Source organism: Vibrio nitrifigilis (assembly GCF_015686695.1).
Taxonomy (GTDB): Bacteria; Pseudomonadota; Gammaproteobacteria; order Enterobacterales; family Vibrionaceae; genus Vibrio; species Vibrio nitrifigilis.
The window spans coordinates 128,079-151,498 of the sequence record NZ_JADPMR010000001.1 but is presented as its reverse complement, the minus strand read 5'-3'; the positions used below and the strand labels follow the sequence as shown (position 1 = coordinate 151,498).

The 23,420-nt window shown below is 44.2% G+C and carries 26 protein-coding genes; 6 read left to right on the top strand and 20 right to left on the bottom strand.

The window, feature by feature from the left end; translation table 11 throughout:
* Positions 1-4 precede the first annotated feature (4 nt).
* The 20 genes from sctC to I1A42_RS00575 all read right to left on the bottom strand — a co-directional run bounded on the left by sctC (position 5) and on the right by I1A42_RS00575 (position 18,924).
* Entirely contained in the window at positions 5-2,062 is a 2,058-nt protein-coding gene (gene sctC / locus I1A42_RS00670) for a type III secretion system outer membrane ring subunit SctC (RefSeq protein ID WP_196122326.1), read from the bottom strand.
* Positions 2,063-2,144: 82 nt separating this feature from the next.
* On the bottom strand, positions 2,145-2,597 hold the full coding sequence (locus I1A42_RS00665) for a hypothetical protein (protein WP_196122324.1): 453 nt from the start codon (positions 2,595-2,597) through the stop codon (positions 2,145-2,147).
* Positions 2,597-2,818: a serine kinase gene (locus tag I1A42_RS00660; RefSeq protein WP_161156713.1), complete on the bottom strand. Its 222-nt coding sequence runs from the start codon at positions 2,816-2,818 to the stop codon at positions 2,597-2,599. Before I1A42_RS00660 ends, I1A42_RS00665 begins: the two co-directional genes overlap by 1 nt.
* A 107-nt stretch (positions 2,819-2,925) precedes the next feature.
* Positions 2,926-3,348, bottom strand: a complete 423-nt coding sequence (locus tag I1A42_RS00655; protein WP_161156715.1) for a type III secretion system chaperone — start codon at positions 3,346-3,348, stop codon at positions 2,926-2,928.
* A gap of 259 nt (positions 3,349-3,607) precedes the next feature.
* Complete coding sequence (locus I1A42_RS00650; RefSeq protein WP_196122322.1) at positions 3,608-4,159, bottom strand: RNA polymerase sigma factor; 552 nt, start codon at positions 4,157-4,159, stop codon at positions 3,608-3,610.
* A 385-nt stretch (positions 4,160-4,544) separates the two neighbouring features.
* Positions 4,545-5,633, bottom strand: coding sequence for a type III secretion system export apparatus subunit SctU (sctU, locus tag I1A42_RS00645; RefSeq protein WP_196122320.1), 1,089 nt, complete (start codon positions 5,631-5,633; stop codon positions 4,545-4,547).
* Positions 5,634-5,669: 36 nt separating this feature from the next.
* The gene (gene sctT / locus I1A42_RS00640) at positions 5,670-6,467 is read right to left on the bottom strand and encodes a type III secretion system export apparatus subunit SctT (RefSeq protein ID WP_196122318.1); all 798 of its coding nucleotides are present in this window, start codon (positions 6,465-6,467) and stop codon (positions 5,670-5,672) included.
* Positions 6,468-6,469: 2 nt separating this feature from the next.
* Positions 6,470-6,730, bottom strand: coding sequence for a type III secretion system export apparatus subunit SctS (gene sctS / locus I1A42_RS00635; protein WP_161158530.1), 261 nt, complete (start codon positions 6,728-6,730; stop codon positions 6,470-6,472).
* Positions 6,731-6,751: 21 nt separating this feature from the next.
* Positions 6,752-7,408 (bottom strand): type III secretion system export apparatus subunit SctR, encoded by a 657-nt coding sequence (gene sctR / locus I1A42_RS00630; protein ID WP_161158531.1) that lies wholly within the window; start codon positions 7,406-7,408, stop codon positions 6,752-6,754.
* Positions 7,399-8,520: a FliM/FliN family flagellar motor switch protein gene (locus I1A42_RS00625; protein ID WP_196122316.1), complete on the bottom strand. Its 1,122-nt coding sequence runs from the start codon at positions 8,518-8,520 to the stop codon at positions 7,399-7,401. Before I1A42_RS00625 ends, sctR begins: the two co-directional genes overlap by 10 nt.
* Before the next feature lie 9 nt (positions 8,521-8,529).
* Complete coding sequence (locus I1A42_RS00620; protein WP_196122314.1) at positions 8,530-9,006, bottom strand: hypothetical protein; 477 nt, start codon at positions 9,004-9,006, stop codon at positions 8,530-8,532.
* 2 nt (positions 9,007-9,008) lie between these two features.
* Complete coding sequence (locus I1A42_RS00615) at positions 9,009-9,482, bottom strand: hypothetical protein (RefSeq protein ID WP_196122312.1); 474 nt, start codon at positions 9,480-9,482, stop codon at positions 9,009-9,011.
* Complete coding sequence (locus tag I1A42_RS00610; protein WP_196122310.1) at positions 9,460-10,824, bottom strand: FliI/YscN family ATPase; 1,365 nt, start codon at positions 10,822-10,824, stop codon at positions 9,460-9,462. The genes I1A42_RS00615 and I1A42_RS00610 overlap by 23 nt, the downstream gene beginning before the upstream one ends.
* Entirely contained in the window at positions 10,818-11,717 is a 900-nt protein-coding gene (locus tag I1A42_RS00605) for an FHA domain-containing protein (RefSeq protein ID WP_196122308.1), read from the bottom strand. Before I1A42_RS00605 ends, I1A42_RS00610 begins: the two co-directional genes overlap by 7 nt.
* Before the next feature lie 157 nt (positions 11,718-11,874).
* Positions 11,875-13,962 carry a type III secretion system export apparatus subunit SctV gene (gene sctV, locus I1A42_RS00600; protein ID WP_196122305.1) on the bottom strand — a complete coding sequence of 696 codons (2,088 nt, stop codon included), beginning with the start codon at positions 13,960-13,962 and terminating at the stop codon, positions 11,875-11,877.
* Positions 13,959-15,071: a type III secretion system gatekeeper subunit SctW gene (gene sctW, locus I1A42_RS00595; RefSeq protein WP_196122303.1), complete on the bottom strand. Its 1,113-nt coding sequence runs from the start codon at positions 15,069-15,071 to the stop codon at positions 13,959-13,961. The genes sctV and sctW overlap by 4 nt, the downstream gene beginning before the upstream one ends.
* A gap of 295 nt (positions 15,072-15,366) precedes the next feature.
* Positions 15,367-15,690, bottom strand: a complete 324-nt coding sequence (locus tag I1A42_RS00590; protein ID WP_161157566.1) for an HrpW-specific chaperone — start codon at positions 15,688-15,690, stop codon at positions 15,367-15,369.
* Positions 15,691-15,769: 79 nt separating this feature from the next.
* On the bottom strand, positions 15,770-16,582 hold the full coding sequence (locus I1A42_RS00585) for a hypothetical protein (protein WP_196122301.1): 813 nt from the start codon (positions 16,580-16,582) through the stop codon (positions 15,770-15,772).
* Between the two features lie 171 nt (positions 16,583-16,753).
* On the bottom strand, positions 16,754-17,389 hold the full coding sequence (locus tag I1A42_RS00580; RefSeq protein ID WP_161157564.1) for a response regulator transcription factor: 636 nt from the start codon (positions 17,387-17,389) through the stop codon (positions 16,754-16,756).
* Positions 17,386-18,924 carry a sensor histidine kinase gene (locus I1A42_RS00575; protein WP_196122299.1) on the bottom strand — a complete coding sequence of 513 codons (1,539 nt, stop codon included), beginning with the start codon at positions 18,922-18,924 and terminating at the stop codon, positions 17,386-17,388. Before I1A42_RS00575 ends, I1A42_RS00580 begins: the two co-directional genes overlap by 4 nt.
* Positions 18,925-19,397: 473 nt before the next feature.
* On the opposite strand from I1A42_RS00575, the gene I1A42_RS00570 reads away from it, so the two are divergent.
* The 6 genes from I1A42_RS00570 (at position 19,398) to I1A42_RS00545 (ending at position 23,315) form a co-directional block, all read left to right on the top strand.
* The gene (locus I1A42_RS00570; RefSeq protein WP_161157562.1) at positions 19,398-19,619 is read left to right on the top strand and encodes an ATP-dependent helicase HrpA; all 222 of its coding nucleotides are present in this window, start codon (positions 19,398-19,400) and stop codon (positions 19,617-19,619) included.
* Positions 19,620-19,705: 86 nt separating this feature from the next.
* Complete coding sequence (locus tag I1A42_RS00565) at positions 19,706-20,722, top strand: hypothetical protein (protein ID WP_196122297.1); 1,017 nt, start codon at positions 19,706-19,708, stop codon at positions 20,720-20,722.
* A gap of 68 nt (positions 20,723-20,790) precedes the next feature.
* A complete protein-coding gene (locus I1A42_RS00560) occupies positions 20,791-21,177 on the top strand; it encodes an EscI/YscI/HrpB family type III secretion system inner rod protein (RefSeq protein WP_161157560.1) in 387 nt (128 codons plus the stop codon).
* Between the two features lie 13 nt (positions 21,178-21,190).
* Complete coding sequence (gene sctJ / locus I1A42_RS00555) at positions 21,191-22,048, top strand: type III secretion system inner membrane ring lipoprotein SctJ (RefSeq protein ID WP_230389322.1); 858 nt, start codon at positions 21,191-21,193, stop codon at positions 22,046-22,048.
* Positions 22,045-22,617: a hypothetical protein gene (locus tag I1A42_RS00550; RefSeq protein WP_196122295.1), complete on the top strand. Its 573-nt coding sequence runs from the start codon at positions 22,045-22,047 to the stop codon at positions 22,615-22,617. Before sctJ ends, I1A42_RS00550 begins: the two co-directional genes overlap by 4 nt.
* Positions 22,618-22,631: 14 nt before the next feature.
* Positions 22,632-23,315, top strand: a complete 684-nt coding sequence (locus I1A42_RS00545; RefSeq protein ID WP_196122293.1) for an HrpE/YscL family type III secretion apparatus protein — start codon at positions 22,632-22,634, stop codon at positions 23,313-23,315.
* The last annotated feature ends 105 nt before the right edge of the window (positions 23,316-23,420 follow it).

The window sequence follows — 23,420 nt, the reverse complement described above, 5'->3', positions numbered from 1 at the left end:
TTCCTTAGTGTTGAACATCCAATAACGAGGTACGAGTGGTTTTCTTATTATCGGGTGGAATCACTGCCATCATCACTTCTGCAGATTGTCCCGGCGCCATCAGAGTCGAAGGTCTCACTGCAACTGCTAACGTATCGCGATGGGTACACGTGGCTTCATCAAACCGCACTGAGTGGGTGGTGTGATTGGTGACGGTGCCGACCAATAGGGCGAATTTCTTGCCGCCGTACCATTGACGATTGGTGCGGTCGAACGTTACGCCATCCGTACGCTCACAATAATGCTCTAAGGTATACGGAATGCTTTTTTCTAAGGTAAACCCATCGGGTAGATAGAGATTATTTAATTGAGTCAGCGCTTTTGCGACCTGTGTACGTGTGATACCCAATTTTTTAGCTCGGTCTTTATCGAGAGCCTTTTGTACTTCATCGTTATTGCGCTCAGGTTCAAATTGATGAGGGTTAAGTTCATTACCGACCAGGCGCGGGGTGATGATAAATAAGCGTTCTCGTTTGGATTGATCATTGTCTTTGTAGCTAAAGAGTTTGCCTAATCCCGGAATATCGCCCAAGATCGGCACTTTGCTGTTGGATTGTGAATTGCTCTCGACTTTAAATCCACCAACAACCAATGAGCGTTGGCTTTGCATGATCGCTTGGGTGCTGATGGTGCCACGGTTGACCGTTGGGGTTGTGCTGTTGTCGTTGTATTCAATTTTGCCATCTTCAATATCAAGCGAGAGCTGAATCAGTTTAGCGCTCGGGGATTCAATCATGCGCGGCACGACTTCAAGGCTGGTTCCTGCGGTTACCGGAGAAACGTTCGCCACCCTTTCGCCAATGGAACTGATGTAGGCGGTATCGTTAAAATCGATCACCGCGGGTTGGTTTTCAATGGTCAAAATCGATGGGTTAGCGATGAGTGAGGCTTCGCCCTCGCTTTCAAGTGCACGAATTTGTGCAAAAAAGTGGCCAAAGTCTTGAATCATAACGGTTGCAGCCGAACCGGTAGAGAGAAATGGGCTCACTCCACTGGCATTAAATTCCGCTTCTGTGCTACCCGCACCAACTTGCCAATCAATACCGAGTTGATCTAAGCGGTTTTTGTCAATATCCAGAATGATCGCGTCAATTTCGATGACGTTACGTGGGCGATCGAGCTTATTAATTAGGGATTGATACATGTCGTGTTTATCAATGTCATCACGAATTAACACGGCGTTATTGCGTGTATCTGCGCTGATTTTCGAATCTGCTGATTTTTGGTTATTAAGCTCTTGATTCACCATGGTTTGGCTCATGCTGTTATTCATCATCTTGTTTTGCATGCGTTGCTGAGCGAGTGATTGCAGATTACCGAGCGCTTGGAGGCTACTACCTAACGTCATATTGTTCGTGTTCATTCCTAGCGGGGCTTCTTTCTTATTTTCTAGTAAGTCGCGCAACATACTAGCAATGCCTGGAATGGTGATTTTTTTATCGCGAAACTTGATGTTGCGATCGCCGACTAAGGCGTATTTGAGCGGAAAGACCATCACTTCCATTTTTTCTGCTTTGGTCTTTTTCTTCTTGCTGAATTTTTTAACCAGTTCTACATAGTGGGTTGGACCTGATACCATCACGATACCTTCATCTGGTAATTCCCCCCAACCAAAGCGTTTGTCGAGCAGGCCGACTTGAGTTAACGCATTTTTTAGATCTGATACCGCATCGTCAGAGACTTCGATGGTCGTTGATGTTTGATCTTTTAGTGGGCTGACATATAGCGTGCCGTTATACACAAACCATAAGAATTGATATTCGAGAGCTAAACGATTGAGATAATCGGTGGCTGAATTAGCACGTAATTTACCATTCAACTCGCCACGGACATTGCCCATATTAAGTTTTACACCAAATGTTTTTGAAAACTGGTGTAGGGCATCTAATAAAGAGGTGTGGTTAGCTTCAAACGCATAGGCTGTTTTTTGCCATTTTTTTGGGGTCGCTCCATGCGCTGCGCTGCTGATGCAGAGGATCAGTAGGGTCAGTAAAATAGGGAGCCAATGCATATTTTTTTTCATAGTGTACTCGTCAAATCTTTATCCATATGGCTACCTGCGTAGAGGAGCCCATCACGGTGATCAATCCTTGCTGTAAAGGCGACTAAGAAGATGAAAATTGCCGCATTTGTTGCGAGAGGCTTAACGGCACCACTTGGGGTGAAGGTCGTGAGTGCGGCTTAGGTACTTGGTGATTGAGCATCGAAGCCCAACATTGTTGTTGGTTGATCAGGGCTTCAATCTGGGTCACTAACGGAGCTAAAGCGGCTGTAGCACTATCGGTGAGTTGGCACCAATCGATAATACAGTACTGATGCTGCTCGTTAATCGCTGGCACGCCATTAAATTGATTAATACCGACTTCACTCAGTTGGAGAAAAAGTGTGGGATCTGGTATCTGTTGCACGGTCGCGGGAAGTGCGAGACGCAATTCAATGACTTGGCCCTTTTTGATTAAACTGAGACACTGACTATCGATCTCAAATTCGAGTTGGATTTGAGAGCTCTCTAGCCAGTGTTGCAGCGTGGTGGTGATTTGTGAAACCGACAACATCATTAGCGAATTTCATTAATGATGGCTTTTGCCAAATTATGCTTAACTTGCAGTTCTTGGTTTACTGCCCAACTTGCGGTGGCGTTTTGGCGCATCGCAGCATTAAAAGCATAGATATCACCAAGGGAAGCATTGCCTAAATTTGTGACTAGTTTATCCATGTTTTTCTGGGTACGTTCAAACTGCATATCCAGACGATGACGAGTACTTTCTATCGATGACATAATTCACTCCTTAATTAATCGACATGGCGCTATGTTCAATGAGCTGCCACATGATTTACGTGGCGATATTTGGCATTCGGTTCCCTGTAAAAGCGGGTTAATTTCTTTTAGTGAGTGACGGGGGCGCGGAACCACTCTGAGATAAATGGGCGGACGTTCTTTACTTGATCTATAAAGCCAATCAGGGTGTTGTTGAAATGCGTCTGATCAGTCTTCTCGATAGGTAATAGATGGCAAAGACACAATTGCTGTTGCTCATCGATAGCAAGCCAACATCCCTGCATTGCACTGACTTCAAAATTGAGGAGTAACATCTTTTTCATCGTGTTGGCACTGACCTCCATTGGCAATGTCATTAGGGTGCAGTGAAAAATGATGTTGTCACTAAAGTCGGGAACCTCGATGACCGCACTTTGCTGAGAAAGGTGGTTATAGATGGCACACACGCCATTTTTTAGGGAAAGATCAGTATTAATTGATTGAGAGAACTGTTTAAGAAATTGGTTGGTTTTGCTTTGAGTTGGTGTCATGGAAATATCCTCGTTATTTGTCCTTGTCTGTGCGTGACAAACTCAGTAATACGCAGTGGTTAAGTAACGGATTTTTATAGGTAATACAGGGTGTTTCGATCCGATAGTTATTGTTTACTGGGTGGTTAATTGATAAGGATGGTTCCCAAAAAACTCAGGCTTTCGTTAGGAAGTAATGGGTTATGGAAGGAACATCTTCTGCTTACTTATGACTTAACTAAGCAGAAGATGAAAAAAGAAGAAACAGACAACCATTCACTCATACTGTTGCAGGTTCAAGGTAATGTTTGAGTGTTTGGCGAGCTCTTGATAATCGTGAGCGAATTGTACCGATAGGAATACCAATTTGGTCTGCGGTGGCTTGATAACTAAAGTCTTCATCAACAATGAGTTTTAAAATCGATTGTGTTTCATCTGGGAGGTGGGTAATGGCTTCCATTGTTCTGTTTAGTAAACGCTCATTTTCAATTAATGTGGCTGGATTTTCATCCCAATCGTGTTGTAACTCTTGAGTCAGGGTATCGGTCATCTCATCCATCAAAACGGTACGACCGTAGTGCTGTTTAAAATAATTTCTGGTTAAGTTTACGGCGATACCAAATAGCCAAGTTTCAGGTTTAGAGTTCCCAGTGAATTTATCTTTACAGCGCATGGCTTCGAGATAAGTTAGCTGTAGTATTTCTTCAGCATCTTCATTGTGCCAAATCTTTTTTTGAATAAAACGTCTTAGTTTTTTATTCTGACTTTTATAGAGTTCTTCTATGTCAATTTTATTTGAAGTTATTGTTTGGAACGATATTGCGTTATTCATTTATACCCTCATTAAGTCAATTTCTAGTTATAAATAACCTATTAATGCTTAATGAGTGAGAGAAAAAAATTAATTGTTCCACCACGTTTTTTAATAAGAATTGCCTTGTAAATAAATGTAAAGGTTCTTAAGGTTGTTTAATTTTCTTAATAATCATATTCTTAAATTAAAATATGCATAATGTTTTGTAATGTTTTTCTTAGGTATTTTTTTAGGATTAAATTTCTGTAGGGATATTCCTACATATTTAATTATTAAAATTAGAGAATGCTTGTTTAATATTAATTAGAATATTTATTCTAATTATTTTGCCGTACGTTATTTGGAATAAAAGTCACTAAATTAGGTTAGTGATTTAATTATTAATAAATATTTTATTAAGTTTTCATATATCTTCGATATGTTGATTGGCATCGTTAATATCATCGGTGTCGAATTTATGTAATACCTGGTATATTTTCCCTACATAACGTAATGTCTCTCTTGGAATGAAACTTCCTTCCTCTTCTTTATATAGCGTACGGGCTAACCAAATAAATCGAATCACGGGAATTTCTTTCTTTTTGGCTTGTTCGATTAAATTGAGTGCATCTTCATCACGACCTTTAACTGTAATACGAGGAAGTGGTGTTACTTCTGCTCGATAATAGAGAGCGACGGCAAAGTGAGTCGGGTTGACAACTAGCATGTCTGCGTCATCCAGCGTGGGCGCTTTCTTTGCTTTTTTCGGCTCTTCATTTGCCAAGCGGCGGGCTTCAGAACGCCGGTGGCTTTTGGTGTGGGGATCGCCTTCTGAGCTTTTGAATTCGTTTTTTATGTCTTCTTTACTCATCTTTAATCCTTTGAGATAAAAGTACTTTTGGATACCAAAGTCCATTCCAGCTAAGACGAGTAATACCACCAAGCAGGCTCGTTCTATTTTATTGAATAAGTGTGCAATGACTTGCCAGCTTATTGCTAAGTTAACTTGTGGAAGTTTTAACAAAGTACTTAAAGCATTATAAAGAAGGTAATAAATGAGCACTCCAAGGGCGATGGCTTTTAAAAGACTGTTGAATAATTCGAATAACTTTTTACCCGAAAACATATTTTTAAGTTGGTTTGCTGGGTTAAGGCGGTTAGGGTCTAATTTGAGCGCTTCTGGCGCGAATAAGAAGCCAAACTGCAACCATGCGCCTGCTAGTCGCATCATGACTGCAATACCGAGAACTAAAATCATCAATGAACCTGCGATGGTAAAACAGTGCACAGCAACGGCTTTAACTGCATATCCAAAAGGTTGATTAAAAAGCGAAATGGGGGGGCTGACTAAGGCTTGCATTTTTTCCATACCGTTATCGACCATCGCTAATATCACTTCACATAATGCGGCGACAATTAATAACTTGGGTACATCTTGGCTTTGCCCGACCTGACCTTTTTTACGCGAGTCTCGTAGTTTTTTGGGGGTAGGTTTTTCGGTCTTCTCACTCATTAGAGATGGCCTCCTGCATGTTTTTAGAAATAGAAATTAAGGAATGGAACGAAAGAACAAGCTGAGGTTTTGGTACATGCTGTCCCAGGACAGGTGACGTACTGTCATAAAATCAAACAGATTAGGCATGTACATGACGATGAACATCAAACCGACCAAGCACTTGATTGGCATGGATAAAATGAAAACTTGTAATTGTGGGCTATAGAGACTCAATATCGCTAAACCAAATTCGATAAACAGGAGTAATCCCACTAGTGGTGACGCATACAAGACGAGATCGCCAAAGGCAATAGAAAGTAGGTGTAAGTATGTGGCGTAACCATCGCCAGCTGGCATGGGAAACCAAACCGTTGGTGGCCAGAGCATATAGCTGTCCCATATGACTTGCAGCAAGCCTAAAAATGAGCCGGTGGTGATCATCAAAATAATGAGCGATTGTTTAAAGAGAAAACCAAGCGGGGTAAAGTCGGTCCCCAAACTTGGGTTTAATTGCCCACCCATCAATGCGCCGCGCTGGTTATCAAATAAAGCGCCTACGGATTCAAACATCCAGAAGGGAATGGAAAGTACCGCACCGAGTAAAATCCCCAGCATGACTTCTTTGCCATACAAACCCGCCAGAGTGAACCAACTATGATCATGAGGCAGAGCCGCTCGAATCCCCGGAGCAACCAACAGGGCTAAAATCACCACGATGGCATAACGAAGTACGCCTTTGAGCTCATGAAATGAAAAGACAGGGATAAAGATCAAGCAAGGAAAGAGCCGGGCCATAGCAAGGCTGATTGCCAGTATCCATTCACTTAAATGCGGAATAATCTGAAATGGCATAATTAATGGCCCGCAATCGCGATAAAACGAAATACTTGGCTGGCAAATGAGATGATTTCAACGCCTATCCAGCGTCCGGTGAGCGCTAATGTAATGGCGACAGAAACCAACTTAATTGCAAAGGGTAAGGTTTGATCTTGCACTTGAAACAGCGCTTGCAGTAACGATGTTAATACCCCCACGAGCAGTGCAACCAGTAACGGTGGGGCAGAAAGCATCACCACGAGGATCATTCCTTGTTTAAAAATAGTCAGCATATCCATGACTTATCCTTTACCTGTTCGTTAATGAATGTAGGAGTAGAACAGACCGTCTAATAGCCGACTCCAGCCATCAACGAGTACAAACAGTAGTATTTTCAGCGGCAAGGAAATGGTCATGGGCGATACCATTTGCATGCCAAGTGCGAGCAGCACATTGGAGACGATGAGATCAATAACGATAAAGGGAATATAGATAAGAAAGCCTATCTGGAGCCCAGCTTGCAGTTCTGAAAGCATGAATGATGGGATCACCACTAAGAGATCGTGTTTGGTCACTTCCTGAGCCATGCTTTTGGGCCAGAGACGTGCGGTATTGTCCATAATATGGGCGACGACGTCAGGGTTTGCGTTCTTTTCCATAAACTGCTGCAGTGGGCCTATAATGTGATTGACGCTCTCTTGCATCGCCTCTAGCGTACTAAAATCTGGCGGTGTTTCTTTTACCCGCCCCTGAATGTCATGAAAGACGGGAGCCATGACAAAGAGCGTTGCTGCCAGCGCAATACCATAAATGGCCATATTGGGCGGCACTTGCTGCACCCCCATTGCGTTACGGGTGATTAATAACACCATGGCAATCTTCAGAAATGCGCTACACACGATGAGTAAGATTGGCAGCAGTGATAACCCACCTAGAAACAGTGCAAACAGGAGTGGATCGACTTGGCCTAATCCCATGCTTGCGACTCCATTTCTGCTGATTCATCCAACGCTGCTTGGTCGGAGTAAGATTCATCGCTAGTGTTCACTGATGGTGTTTGGCTTGGAAGTAATACCTCAGTCACTTGCAAGCCAAGCTGACCTTCAACCGTCACTATTTCACCACGAGCGATGCGGGTTGAACCGTGGAATAGGCTAGCAAACCCAGCGGCTTCTCCTTGAGGAAGCAATACAGAACCTGGGCCCAATTGACGCAGTTCAGCCAGAGTGAGTGTGATTTGACCTGCTACGACTTTAAGTGACGTCGTTAGGTGTGCATCATGCGATGACGATGCTTGGTCGTAGTCAGATTCATAAGAAGAGTGAAATGGGTCAGAGTCGTACTCATTCATATCGGTTCGTAATGCCTCAAAAGCAGAAGATGTTGTTACCTGAGTGACCTGATATTGCGGTTGAGTTCCACTCGATAGATATTCAATATCAACTTGCAAACCTGCTAATGAAATCGCGCCTGATCCGGTTGGCGAAAAATAAGTCGTGCTGAGCATGACGATATCGCCTTGCTCAAGTGAGGAAACGTTAGCGCAACAACCCAGAGTAAGAGGGCTAGAACAATGCAATGAAGCGAGATCGAGCTCATTGATGGGCTGCCAAGTTCCAGAACTCAGCCAACTAGCAATGGTAGCGGGGATCGTGAAGATCTCGACCGATCCATGTTGGTTGTTGTGTTGCCATATCAGCTCAAACCATTGGCCTTCGATTATCTCTGATGGATTGTCTAATGTGGTGAAGGGAATGAGTAATGGCTGAAGTGCCGGGTAAATATGCTGGCAATAAAGCTCATATTGCCAAGCGTGTTCATTGTCTTCAGTGCTCAGTGGGGCTGGGTATGGCAGTGATGACAACTGGTTTAGCCAAGTTTCTAAGCCCGATGTGGGTAGTGCCAGTGTGCCGTGTTGCGTCGCAAAATACGTTAGGGGGTTGTGAGACGAGCTCTCTAGGTGACGCAGAGTAAAAACAAGCTCTCCCAATGCGGTTTCATACCGGGAAGTTAATCCTCGTCCTATATATTGCGATGCTAAATAATGTGGGGTAGAAATCAGTTTTCGTTGGGCAAGAAATGGCGTCATAACAGATCCTTACGCAGAGGTAATAGTGAGTGAAACAGGCGCTTCTAACGTTTTGCGTAATTTGCGTTCAAGATAGCGTTGTTGATTTTTGGCTTGAGTGAAGGCTTCTTTTTGAGAGAACTTGAGGCGAATATGCCAAGTCATTTGTTCCATAAAAGCATCCATCTGTACTTCGCCCGCGTTGGGGAGCAAAATCTGGCAAGAAAAATCTGTTGCTAATGATGATTGCCCTGTTTTTGGCAGTGCTTGGCAGAGTTGATCACAAAGTGGCTCATTCCAACGAGCAGAGCGAAAAGACTCTTCCACTTCGCCAGCAAACGAAGGTGAATTCTCGGGAGATAGATAATGTTGAAATAATGCTAACTCGGGCAGTGAAGCGGCCAAGTGTTGGGACGATTTATTCGATTCTTGTTTATTGCGCGGTTTATTGCTCACTTGCTGCTGAGGCTCTTCATGATGTTGGGGCGGCGGTGTATGGACTTTCATAATCACTCCTTTATCCAACGTTGCATTTCATCTAACTTAGTCACTTCTTTTTGCTGGAGAGTCATGGCTTGCTGGGCGTGTTCAACCCGCTGCTGTTGCTCTGTTAAATTAAGCTGTAACGTTTGTAATGCTTGCTGTGTTGTTTGAATCTCAATGATTAAGTCACGTTCAGCGGCCATCCATTCTTGAAGAGTGAGCTGCGTGATGGGCTTATTTTTGTGTTGGTTATCGAGCTTGTTACGCATGTCGATTTGTTGTTGTTCTTGATTCGCTAATTGCTGCTGTTTTTGTTGATATACCTGTTCTATTTGGCGCAGAGCCTGTTTTTCTTTGCGCCATTGACGCTGGCTTTTTAAGTAGCGATGGTCTCGAATGGGTTTGAGTAACACCAGTGTGTCATTGAGCATCTGTTGTTGCTCATCCAGTGTGCTTTGAGGCTCAATGTCTTTGTCTTCAATGAGCATCCGTCGGCGCATACAGCGTGATGTCCTGTAATTGTGTAAGGATGTCGCTAAACTCTATGGGATCACTCATCCCTTGTTGTAAATAGCGCAAAATGGCCGGGTAATGCTCTACGGCATAATCTGTCAATGCGTGGTTACCCGCTTCGTATTCGCCTAACTGGATGAGCATGGCGATGTCTTTATAGGCCGCGAGTAAATTGCGCAGCGTACCGGATGCCTGCTGATGGTGTGGGTCGGTGACGTTGGTCATTATCCTGCTTAAGCTGCCTAACACATCAATGGCCGGATAATGGTTCTTTTCTGCCAACTTGCGCGATAAAACGATGTGCCCATCGAGTAAAGATCTCACTTCATCAGCAATGGGATCGCCAGCAATCACATCCCCCTCGATTAACACCGTATAAAGCGCTGTAATCGAACCGGCTCCTTCCATGTTACCTGCACGCTCCACTAGGCGTGGCAGCATGGTATAAACCGATGGTGGAAATCCGCCGCGACCCGGTGGTTCACCCGCAGCAAGGCCGAGTTCTCGCTGTGCGCGGGCAAAGCGGGTTAAAGAGTCAATCAGTAATAGCACGCGTTTTCCCTGAGCTCGGAAACCTTCCGCAATCGCGGTGGCTGTTGAAGCTGCGCGTGCGCGTTCCATACTGGTTTTATCTGATGTACTGCACACTAAAACGCATCGAGAACGCAGTTCTTCATCAAGTTCATGATCGAGAAATTCACGCAGTTCACGTCCACGTTCACCAATTAAGCCAAACACAATGACATCGCATGGCATGTTACGCGCTAGTTCGGCGAGCAGCGTGGTTTTACCACAACCTGCACCAGCGAATACCCCAACACGTTGGCCTTCACCGAGGGTCATTAAGCCATCGATCGCTTTTAAACCTGTCGGAAGTGGCTGGCTAATTCGTGGTTTTTGTGTCGGGGCCAGTGCATCGTTGATCACGGGAAAAGTGGGGCGGGTTGATTGCAAAGAAAATGCCGCATGTTCACCGGATAAACAGCGGCCGAAACCATCGAGTACTGACCCAAGTAACGCATAGCTGCATTCGATTTGATGTTGAACATAGTGAGGGGTAATCTCAGCTCCGGCCGCGATGCCTTCTAGATTCCCTAGTGCTGAAAGCAACACTTTTTGTTGGGTAAAGCCCATCACCTCTGCAAGCGTTTCTTTGCCATGACTGCGAATGGTACATAGATCGCCAATACGCGCTTTAGGTAATAAACCTTCTAGCAAAATACCATTAATGTCACTGACAACGCCTTGCACCTTAACGCAATCAAGATGGTTCAGGTGCGCTAACTTGTCATGACACCACTGATCGAGCGATGGAGTCGACATTACCATGAGATTTCAAACTCACTCTTACCTTTGAATATCACTTTGCCACTGTCGATTGAGACTAAGCGCAACCCCTGAATTTCATCACCCACAAACAGGCGTTGTCCTTTTGATGTGACAACACTCGCCATTGGGCCAGACGTAATTTGTACGATACTAAACGGCAAAGAGTGTTTGATAGATGAGGTACTGTTTTCAATCGTAATTGGTGTGCGATATTGCTGGTGAAAACGTGCCAACATGCGCTCTAACTTTTGACTTTGAGCTTGAGTCAGTGCCCCTTTCATTTGCACACTTTTGCTTGAGTGGTGCAGAGTGAGAGGTGCATTCAGTTCACGCTCAGTCAGCATGGTTTCCAAGGTCTTTTCTACATCGAGCGCTTGAGGTAATGATTGGCGCTTATCTGCAATTTTAGGTGCTTCAACTTGTCGTTTAATATTGCTCTGATTGTCGGGATACAATGCGGCCCAAGTGCTGGTGGCTGCGATTGTAACTGCACTAATAAAACCAAATAGAAACGGCAATAGGGTTTTACGCTTTGCTGGGCGTGAAGTTATGAGACTCTCGTTCTCTTGGCTGGGGGCTTCCGGTAGTGGAATATTCCACGATTCACCCGCTGCCACAACGGTCAACCAGACACCGTTTAAACCGAATAGCGAACCTGCCTCTATTGGTGTTTGTTGCGAAAGCACGTGGCCTTCGCGGTTGGTCACTTCGCCAGATTGAGCAACAATGCTCCATTGTTCATCTGCAAATACTAATTCGCAGTGAATCGGGAAAATTCCTGCGTCCAGTAACACTAAATCGGCCAAGTCATTTGAGCCAATCTGCCAGTGCTCACCGATAAGAGGTAAGGATGCACCGCGATTTACTCCTGATAAAACACGTAACTCATACATGGTAAGTACTCACTAACAAATAAAAGTAACAAGAAAACCAAACCACTGAATAGGGACTAAAAACCATCAACAGTTTTTCAGGATTGGCTGGAATAACCATGAGCATGCCTGCTCATGATTACCCATTGAGTGGTTCGATTGAGTGTTCGGTTCCCAATTAACCTTCTAAGGCTATTCGTCCTAAAACATTAATCTGCGCAGTGCTTTGCAGCTCCGTAAAAGAGAGCACTGGAATATGGTTAAACTCATCTTGCAGTAAATTGCGCAGAATGCGGCGCAAGTCTTGCGCGACTAGCAATACAGGACGAGGTGATGCTAATACCGGAAAGGCTTGGCGTAATTGCTCAACCAGCAAATGGCTCGCTTGTTGAGGGAGGGCAAAGAACGATTCTGTTTGGGTTTGGCGTAGAGAATCACGTAATAACTCTTCCGCTTCTGGGGTCAGTAACCATACGTGTAATCCAGCATCGGTGGTGTATTGGTAGCAAATCTGAGCTTTAAGGCTAATGCGCACGTAGTCTGTTAAAGCGCCTACATCGCGTTCATATTGGCCATGTTCAATTAACGCTTCAGCAATGGGGCGGATGGCTCGTAGTGGCACGCATTCGGCAGCTAACCGTTGCAAAACGGCAGCAAAGCGCGAGGTGGGTAACACGCGCTGTAATTCTTGGGCAAGCTCTGATTGTTCTTGCTCCACCCAACTTAAAATCGCTTTGGCTTCTTGAAGGCCAATAAATTGTGGCCCAGTCGCAAAGAACAACCGTTCAAGCCGTTCAATAACAAGCGCTATTGGGGTTATTGGTGTCACATCTTCACGGCTGAAAATAGGGTGTTCGGTGGGCAACCAAAGCCAGCTTTCTTCTTGACGTTCTTGCTTACCAATCTCTCCGTGAGAAATGAGTTCATCATCGGCAATGGCAAGTGGCAGGGCGAATTTACTCTCTGAATATGTTGCGCGTAATGTCGGCACTTCGTAGACGCAAAATTGAAACTCATCAGGTGCGACAGCGTCACTGTAGTCGATATCGAATGAAGGCAACGTGATACCAAATTTATCCACAATACGGTTACGACAGCGCCTTGCTAAGCGAATCAACTCCATAGTGAAGGGATCATTTAGACCCGCTCGGCAAGGGTTAAATAGCAATATATAGGGACGAGCTGGATTGAACTTACGAACATCCTCCTCACCGTTAAATTCGGCTGGTGTGCCCGCTGCCACCTTGTGAGCGCTATTAATTTTTTCCAGCTGCGAGGTTTTATAGAGCTGGAACAAACCAGAGGTGAGTGATATGACAGCCATGACGAGAAAAATAATAGTGGGCATGCCGGGTAACAAAGCAAAACCAAACATTCCGCAAGAGGCAATGATCCAAGCCTTAGGTTGACTGGTTAGTTGTTCAGCCATTTCGCGACCGATGTTCGCATCAACTTCTTGGTTATCAGGAGCGACCCGAGTGATGATCATACCAGCAGTGAGTGAAATAAGCAGGGCAGGAATTTGCGCAATCAAACCATCACCAATGGTCAATACTGAGTACAGATGCATAGATTCACTGGCGCTCATATCATGCTGTAACGTACCTATTGCAAAGCCGCCAATAAGGTTGATTGACACCACCACAAGGCTGGCAATTGCGTCCCCTTTAACGAATTTCATCGCCCCATCCATAGCCCCAAATAGCTGACTCTCTTTGGCGAGTAATTCGCGGCGACGGCGTGCTTCTTCTGGTTCGAGTAGGCCTGCTCGCAAATCGCTGTCGATCGACATCTGTTTACCAGGCATGGCATCAAGCGTAAAACGTGCTGCAACTTCGGCAACACGTTCCGAACCTTTGGTGATAACCAAAAAGTTCACAACGGTAAGAATCAAGAAGATCACCAAGCCTACCGCTAAGTTACCGCCCACTACAAAGTCGCCAAAAGCCTGCACAATACTACCCGCATTTTGTTCTAACAAAATGAGTCGGGTGGTGGATATCGACAGCGCCAAACGAAACATTGTTGTGATCAGCAGCACCGCAGGAAATGATGAGAAAGCCAGTGGACCAGGCAGGTACATTGCCAAGGCAATTAACAGTGAAGATAAACTGATATTCAGTGCAATTAATATATCCACTAATCCGGTTGGAAGAGGGATGATCATCATAAATACGATGGCAATAACAAACGTGGCACCAACGATTTCAGAGCGCTTCATCGCGCTAATCGCAAAGCGGTTTAGAAGTAGAAAAAGGCGAGTCATGAGCGTGGAGTACTCCTTGTTGCTTGTGATTCTTGTTGGCGTTCGTAATGGGCGTATTCAGTCATTAAACGCAAAATGACGTTCAAGGTGTTTTGACGGGCTTTGTTATCTTTCCATAGCGGAAGTGGCAGTTTTTGTACCAAAGGATATAGCGCATTCAGAAACACCACATGAGCGAGAGGATCGTCACCAACGGTTTCTGTATTGAGGTTTTTTACTTCTCTGGGGTACAAACTTGATTGTGTAAACTCAACTAATTTTCTCGTCAATTTGGCAGCACTCATTGATTGAATCATGCCTTTAGCCGCAAGCTTACGTAACATGACTTGCACGCTGTTGAGAATATGACTGAGCTGCTGGCTAGCGGTGAGATCTTTTAAGATAACTCGTAGTTGACCTTGGGGTAGAGAAGGAAATTGCGCCGCTAAATCATCGGTTAATGCGCGGATTAAGGTATGTAATCCTTGCGCAAAATGAGCTTCATCAAATTGGGTTAATAGGGCATCAAATAAGGTTGCTAGAGAGCCTTGGCCTACGATGTGTTGATAGTAAAGTTGGCGTAACGTTTGGCGGTGTTCTGGATCTTGGCTAAACATGGCTAATGCACCCGCCGTATTTAACCCAGCCATCACTTCTGCACCGTGTTGCTCGTATAGCTGTTGCCCTAACGTTTCTAAGTGCTGAGCTTTATCGGTTTGTCCGGTGGTTCGAGCCTCAGAAAGGGCTTTTTGTAAAATGACTTCGGCTTTAGCGGGATCGCCCTTGGCTGTATCTAACAACAGCTCAATAGATAGTTGCTGCTGTCCTTGCGATAGGATGCGGCGAGCTTCTTGATTCAGTGTTTGAGTGTCGTGATTAGTCAGCAGTTCATAAAGTTCGGCAAGCTTTTCTATCCGCTGCTCCGAGCGAGGCTTAATAGTACGCTCTTCTAAGCTTTTACTATTTTTCTCAACACTTTCGCTAAATTTCATCGACACTTCTTCCATCGAATCTGCCATGGATTGAGCCGGATTAAACATAGCTTTTACAGCTTGTTCTGCTTGCTTAATCACGGGTTGATTAAGCGGAGCAAGCTGTGGTGTTGAATGAGAAATAGACTGAATATTCATGGTGATATCACGCTGTTAGGTTAGTGACGATACAAGTCATATCTTCATAAGTGGCGGCAGCGCAAAGCTGGTTCCATCTAAATAAAGATTGCTGGATTTACCACGAGCGTTGAACGACCCCTTGCCTTTGAGGAGAACCAGATCGAGCACGCTGGAGTCGCACCTTACGGTGAACAAGCCCTTGCCTTTGAGCAGAGCTGGATGGAGATCACCGGATTTACAGCGAGCGTTAAACAAGCTCCCTCCCCTTGGGGAGGGGGGAGGGGGATTGCAGCGAGTCCGTGGCTCAAGAATACTAAGCGTTTTTCTGAATGATCTCAGCAATATGAGTGACAACTCGTGCAGCTGTCAGAGCGGCATCTTGCTCGAGTTCATTTTCACCTTCTGCATCAGCGATAAAGCGAGCTTCAAGTCCCTCGATATAACGGGCGAAATCAAAATTGTCTGGGGCTTCTTGAGTCTGGTTGCCTTTACCTAGCGTAATCGCTAAACGTTCAACGACCATATTGATCGCTTTTTCAAAGGCTTGTCTTTGTTCTGGGGTTAAATAGCCATCGCCTTGTTCGACGAGTTCTAGCCAAGTTTTAGGCGAAGTTGGATTAGAAAGTAATTGAGTCATTGATAGGGTCTCTTTGAAGTAGTAACCACAAGCTCTGCCCAAGTCAAAGCGAGAGCTTGGGTTTTATAACTAAGGTTGATTAACTCATTCCAATGGAAAGAGAAACAGATGAGTCTCCGCCCATTGAGTTCCCCATGCCTCCACCTAAACCAAGTGAAGAGCTATCAAGGCCGGAACTACCAAATGAAGAACCGTTGTTATCCATCATTTTGGCAACCATTTTTAGCACATCGGTGAGCATTTCATTCATTTGACCGCCACCGTCTTGAGTCGGGCTAATGGCACTATTAAGTGCACTTTCGCCAGAGCCTTGCATCAAGCTGTTACCGATATCAACCAAGCTTTGACCTAGGTTCTGCATCAAGCTATCTGAACCTGTGCCGCTTGAATCGCTTAAGCCACTGCTGCTACCTAAGCCACTATTGCTGCCTAATCCACTGACACCACTACTGTCTGAACCTGATGAGCTGGAATCTCCCATCATCATTTTCATCATTAGCATCAGCATTTTCATTAGGTCTTCAGTGCTCATTTGTCCTTGAGCACCAGAGCTGTCATCTGAACTGCCTGATGATGAATCTGACGTGCCATTGCCTTGAGTTAGCTGTTGCAACATGTCTTTTAGCATATCGCTAATATCACTACTGCCACTGCTGCTACCGTCTTGCGAACCAAGACCTTGGCTACTACCACTACCACCTTGCATCAAGGCTTGAACCATCATACCAACCAGTTGTTCTAATGGATTGGATTGGCCACTTTGACCCAGTAGGCTCGATTGACCTAAAGACTGTGAACTTGAATTTGAAGAGAGATCTGATGAACCTAAACCACCAAGGCCTCCACCCATTCCCGCGCCGGACGTTCCGGCTTGAATAGTTAACGACATCATCCGTTATGTTCCTATTACCGTTTCATTGATTGTGCAGCTGGTGGTGTTGATACCAGTGCAATGGGGGAGCAAACATCACCACTCAACGAAGTAGTGATGTTGCTCTTTGGGTAAGTGGCAGAAATAACGAGGAGGTTCCACCTAAACAGGAGGAATTGAATGTTTTATAACTTATTGAATTAGGTTGTGATTGAGGGCGTAACGCACGATTTCACTATTGCTCGACAAGTCCATTTTTTGCATTAAACGAAACTTATGCGTACTCACTGTTTTATTGCTTATATGTAATTGATCGGCAATGTCATTGACCGTTAATCCACGCGCTAACAGGCAAAAAACATGAAATTCACGTTTGGAAAGCACTTGATGTTTTTCTTGGGTTTCAAACGGTTCTGGCTCGAAAGCCAATTTTTGAGCCACTTCTCGTTCGAGATAGCGGCCGCCGTTTGCAATTGAACGAATAGCTTCAAGTAAGGTTTGTGCATCACAATCTTTGGTTAGATAACCTTGCGCCCCAGCGCGTAATGTACGGCGAATAATTTGTGTTTCATTATGCATACTCAAAATTAAAATCGGCACTTGAGGATACTGAGATTTAATGTTTTCAATCAAAGGTGTACCGCTCAACCCCGGCATAACAATATCTAAGGTAATAATATCTGGCGTTTGGTGTTGAAGCTTTTCTAACAGCTGTTCGCCGTTATTCGCTTCATTAATAATGTCGATATCTCCATAGAGGGAAAGTAACTGTTTTAGTCCTTCGCGGACAATTGAGTGATCGTCAACAATTAGCAGCTTAATACTCATTCCCATGACTCCTTATCTAAATGGCAAATGGTAAGCGTGATTTGTGTACCGACGTTAGGCTTGCTCGTAACCTCTAAATCTGCAGACATGTTGAGCACTCGCTCTTTCATCCCAATCAAACCAAATGAGTCATGATGAACTTGAGAAGGGTCAAAGCCACAGCCATTGTCTTTAATGATCACAGAGAGCTGTTCCCTCTCTTTATGCAAGGTGATCTGTACTTGATCCGCAGAGGAATGTTTTAAGGCATTGTTAAGGGATTCTTGAACAATTCGAAAAATAGCGACGGAACTATCTTCATCAAATTCCACATCGATATGGTTATGGCGCAGGGTATAACAACAGGTTGGATTACGTTGCCGAAAATCATCAACCAGCCATTCCAGGGCTGCCATTAGCCCCATATCTAATGCACCCGGCCGCAGGCGAGAGACAAGGTGACGAGCAAAGGTAATGGTTTCAGTTAGGTGGTCATGTAGCTGAGAAAATAAACGCTCACTGGTTTCTGAAGGCGGTAACTGAAGAGCCAAACTTTGAATGCCCATTTTTAAAGCGGTTAGGCGCTGACCAAATTCATCATGCACTTCTCGGGCAATATGTTTACGCTCATTTTCACGTACTTTTTCGTTATGTGCGGTAAGGCGACGCAGTTGCATTTCAGATGCTTTCAGTTCCTGAGAGCGAGCTCTGCGCTCTTGCTCACGTAAAATTTTATCGGTGATATCACGTTTCACCACCACCACTCGTTTGATTTCAAGATGATCGTCCAATAGGGGCGTCATAGTGAGGTCGTAATAGAGATGGTCTAAGTGACAAAAAATGTTGTATTGATGACAGGTCGTCTTTGTAGATAAGCATTCGCGTTGTAACCGTTTTAAGTCATCGATATTTTCTTTAGGCAGTAAGTCAACGAGCTTTTGACCAATGTACTGTTTTACGGTGCGATGTTCAGGGAAATGTTTGGCCGCCGAATGATTAATATCTACGACTCTGAGGTCATTATTTTCATCGAGCTCAAGCAACAAAATATCGTCTGCCATATGGGAAAACACATTATGGTATTGCTGCTCAATGTGCAGCGTTTGGCTATGAATACATTGTTGAGCGTGTTCAAGTTGAACGGCCTTTTCTTGGGTGATATCTCTTAAATACACAATGATTTTGTGTGGTGAAGGACCGGAAAAATCGTTAGCAATAATCTCGATTAAACGTGGCTCTTGTCCTTCGAGATGAGACGTCATTTCCAGCCGGAGTGTTCCTTTACGCCTTAGTTCCATCCATTGTTCGACCACATATTCCCGATTAAATTCTGGATTAATATGCCACGGCTGAAGTTGATAAAGCTGAACTTTATCTAATTGAAATAGGCGGCAAAATGCCTTATTGACGAAGGTGAAATGAAAATCACTGTCTGGGTCGATAATCGCAATGGCGGGTGAATATACTTGTTCTACTAATGTATTTAATAACGCATTTTCTTGACGAAGAGCGGCGAGGGGTTCCACGTGTAGTGAAGAGGAGGTTAATCTATCCATAATACCTAAAACTTATCTGTGAACTGATAAAAAATTCATATAATAACTAATTTGTTAGTAATTACAGTGATTAAAAAAGATGCGAATCTAACATAATATGTGGCACTAAAATGAGTGTCTGAGACAAGCAAAGGATGATTAAAAATTAATCCTCTGCATTATCGGACTATCTCCACTGATATTCTTAATGCAGAGCAAAAGAGTTAGGTCATTTATGTTGGAGATGACGCTGACAAACCGCTTTAAAGCAGAGCAATTACCTTTCCATATCTCACCCAAGTGACTTGAGTATAAGTAACAAATGAAATCAATCAGTTCCTGTTGATGAAAAAGACAATGAATAAAAAATCTTGGAAAAATGTAATTCGTTATGGAACTGAACGAGATGGCCTACCACTTAGAAAGCGAGACATGCATGAGGCATGTTGAGTGAAAATTAAGTTTTTAATTGTCTGATATAAAAGGAATATACCATGAGTCTATTAAGTGGTTTAGGTGGTGCAGGTCTAGCAGCTTCTCAATCAGCACTAACAATGTTGGATCAAACATCAGCACAAACAACAATGATGAATGCGACAGCTCAAGCTCAAAAAATGCAAACTGATACCGTGAACAGCATCATGAACGGTTACGTTGACTCTGCGAACAAAGCGAACAACGCTGCGACCCAAAGTGGTAAAGCAATTAACTACTAATCTTCGGATTAGCTCTATGGCGGCCACTGTGTCGCCATTTATTTTGAGCTAGCTATGAATAAACGTAACTCCTCAAGGAGGAATGTATGATTAATGCAACGCTTACCCTTTCTATTACCAGTTCTTCTGGTTTTGGACAAATGGGTGGTTTGAACTCATCAGGTATGGGCTCAAGCCGTGGCGGTATGAGTTCTAGCTTTGGTGGTTTGGGCTCTAGCAGCAGTAGTATTGCTGACACAATGGCAGACATTCTGACTAAAGCACTATTTAAGAAGAATGATAACGGTGCCACGTTCGATGACACGACCGATAATCCAATTATGGAAATGGTCGCGAGCTTTATGGACAAACAAAGCGCTAAATACGCAGGTCCAACTGGGGCTTTTGGTGGGAAAGACCACTGGAAAAATGAACTGAAAGAAGATAATGGTCTTAACGCAGATGAATTTAAGCAATTTAAACAGGGCTTAAAAGATGCGCTTAACAGCATTATGGATGGCAGCTACTCGCAAATTATGAGTGGTGGCTCTTCAAGTTCAAGTTTAGGTGGGGGCTCTAGCCTTGGTGGGGTATCTGGCAATTCTTGCGGTGGTCTAGGACAGAATAGTTTTGGCTCATCAAATGGTTTTGGTTCCATGGGGATGGGATCAAGCGGTTTTGGTGCAGCTGGTTTTGGCTCTTCGTCTCTAGGGGGAACATCCCAAATAAGCTCAGATCTCACTACTGTGGGTGAATCGGGTTTCTCTATGGGAGGCAATTTCGCTGCTCATGTTGGGGAAACGGCGATTGATGGCCTCGATATCAAAGAACGTCACGGTCGTTATAAATTTGGTCGAGAAGATAAAGATTTAGCTAAATCGATTGGCAAATTTATGGATCAACATCCAGAGAAATATGGCGAGCCACCGAAAGGGGGGTGGGCGAATCGTATTGAAAAACGCAAAGACTTTAATAGTGAAGAAATGGGTCAGTTTAAAAATGCGATGCAAGACGTTAAAGGGTTGATGAATGGCAAAAGCATGGGCAATTCACAATTGGATTCCGATGGCATGATGCTATGTAACTCAATCATTAGTGATTCACTGTATAAAGTGTCTCAGTAAAACGATATAGGATGGGCAGGTTTGGCCGCATCCAACCTGCTTTTTCCATGAGCCCAGGAGAGGAACTCATGTCATTTGAAGCTATTAAATCAAATCATTCGGCTGTTACAGCGACTCACACCGAGTCATCATCTTTATCACTTTCTCGCCCTACTCAATCACCGACTCAAGATGATATTTCTTGGTTTAGTGCCACGATAAAAAGCCAAAATACGGCAACCGATCCTAACGTGGCTGAGAGAATTGTCGATCAGTTAGCAGGGTCATCTAAAGAACTGCAGAATCTGTCTAATGATGCTAACCGCGCACTGAGAAAAGCATCGCGATCGAGTGATCCCAAGGATGTTATTCAAGCTAACCGTGCTTTGTCATCTTTTTATCTGGAAAGTTTACTTACGACCAAGTTAATCAGCAAAGGTACGCAAGCCATTGAAAAAGTAACGAGTTTGCAGTAGTTGGAGGAGAGTTATGCGATCTCTAATGCACAGTTTGTTGTTTAATAGTCGCGGTTTATTGTGTCTGCTAGTTTTAATTCTGTGTGGCTGTCAGCAGAGCGTAGAACTGCATAGAAAATTATCTGAAAATGATGCCAATGATGTGATTGCTGAATTGGCATTTCATCATATTGAAGCGGATAAAACAGCGGATAAAGAAGGGGTTACGGTATCTGTTGATGCTAGCGATATGGCCCGTGCTGTGCGTATTCTAGAAGCTGCTGGACTGCCAAAGAAAGCGCGAGCGAATTTAGGTGAAGTGTTCAAAAAGGAGGGGGTGATTTCATCTCCGCTGGAAGAGCGAGCTCGTTACATTTACGCCTTATCACAAGAGCTGGAATCAACTATTTCTCAAATTGATGGTGTGGTTGTTGCCCGTGTGCACGTGGTTTTACCTGAACGTGTTGCCCCTGGTGAACCTGTTCAACCCGCATCTGCTTCCGTGTTTATTAAGCATCGCCAAGGTTTGGATCCTGATGTTATCCGTCCGCGTATTTTACGTTTAGTGAGAACCAGTATTCCTGGCTTATCGGATCACCCTGATGACCTTAGTGTTATCTTTGTACCTGCTGCGGTCTACCATGAGCAGCAACAGTGGGTGAACTGGGGGCCATTTTTAATCGAGAAAAGCCAAATTGCCTTTTGGAAGACGATGGCCGGTGTTTCGATTATCAGTGTATTCATTTTGTTTATCGCTTTGGTGTTCGGCCTAAAACCTGAGTGGCGTGAGCGGGTGTTTTCGCGTAAGAAAACTCAAACAGACGCAGAAAACCGCGGTGAAGTGACCAATACCGCTCAAAGTTCAGATCCTGTTTCAGGTGAATCTTTATGACAATAGAGCGCGATGCTGTTTGGCTCACGTTTTGGTATACACCTTGGCGAAATATGGATGCCAGTTGGTTAGCTGAGCTTACGGAACATCATGATCTTATTGCGACGTCTCAATGTCTTGATGCCATGACACCGCAAGGGTTAAGAGCTAAATTAGCCCTTAACTCTTGTTATGCTCCAAGCCCAGATAACACGCTAATAAGCTGGTTACAAGTTGATGAGCATCAGCGGCAAAGAGCATGTTATTTAGCGTCTGAAATTGCGCTAAGAGGTAGTGCTAATGAGCGGCTATCTCCATCAGATACGGAGTGGTGTCGGCATATTGCTAAAGCATTACGTCCCAATGTCTGGTTACCTGCCGAGATGATGAGTAATCACCAAGATACCCTTGGTCTTTGGCTTCTCAAACAATGGGTTGCTGAGGATATCTGGCTGCGTCTTCGGTTATGGTTTCCGTATTCCCAGATTGGTAAATTGAATCAACTTGCTGATGCCAAATTGCCAGAGCTACGTATACAACCGCTTTGGCACAGCATTCTTTGGCGTATCAATTCTTCCCCACAAGCATAGAAAGAGTAATGGTCATGTTTATTAGACGAGAGCATAGTTTTGTATGCCTACAAGGCCGGCAGATTCCAACGCAGCTTAAAGCGCGCGATTTTCGCTTGCTCTATCAAGCAGATTCTATGTTAGATGAGGCTCGTGAACAGGCACAAACGATTATCGACCAAGCCCAGCAAACGGCGCTAAATATTATTCAGGAAGCAAAAGAGCAAGCTCAACAGCAGGCTGCTGAGCAAGTGACAGCGATCGAACAGGATACGTGGCAACAAGCCAATTCGTTGCTCCAAGCTTTGCATGACAGTGATGAGCAGCGTTGGACCATGATTGAACAATCAGCCAGTCAGGTGCTCCATTCATGCTTAAATCAATGGTTTAGCTCGTTAGATAGCAGCGAAAAAATGCGTGCCGTTGTGGAAAGGATCATGGCAACCCAAAAGCCTGTTTCAAGTGGTAGCATCGCTTGTCATCCACAAGATGAGGCAGCGATTCAAACTTTACTTGATGAATACACGCAACTGCCTTGGACATTAGAAACGGATACAAATATAGCCCCAGAAGCCATTTGCTTATCTGTTGAATCTGGGCAATTTACCTGTTCATGGAAAGCGATTGAAACCGCCATTCTTAATACGTTGACCAGTGATGTGGAATCCGATTCATCGGAGAGCGACCTAATATCGAATGAACATTTACCACTGGATTAAATTATTCTAAGCACCGCATGGGCTGAATTTCTGATTGTCTGGCAATCTAGATATAAAAAATCACCGTTTTTGCGGTGATTTTTTATATCTATGGTTATTTTAACG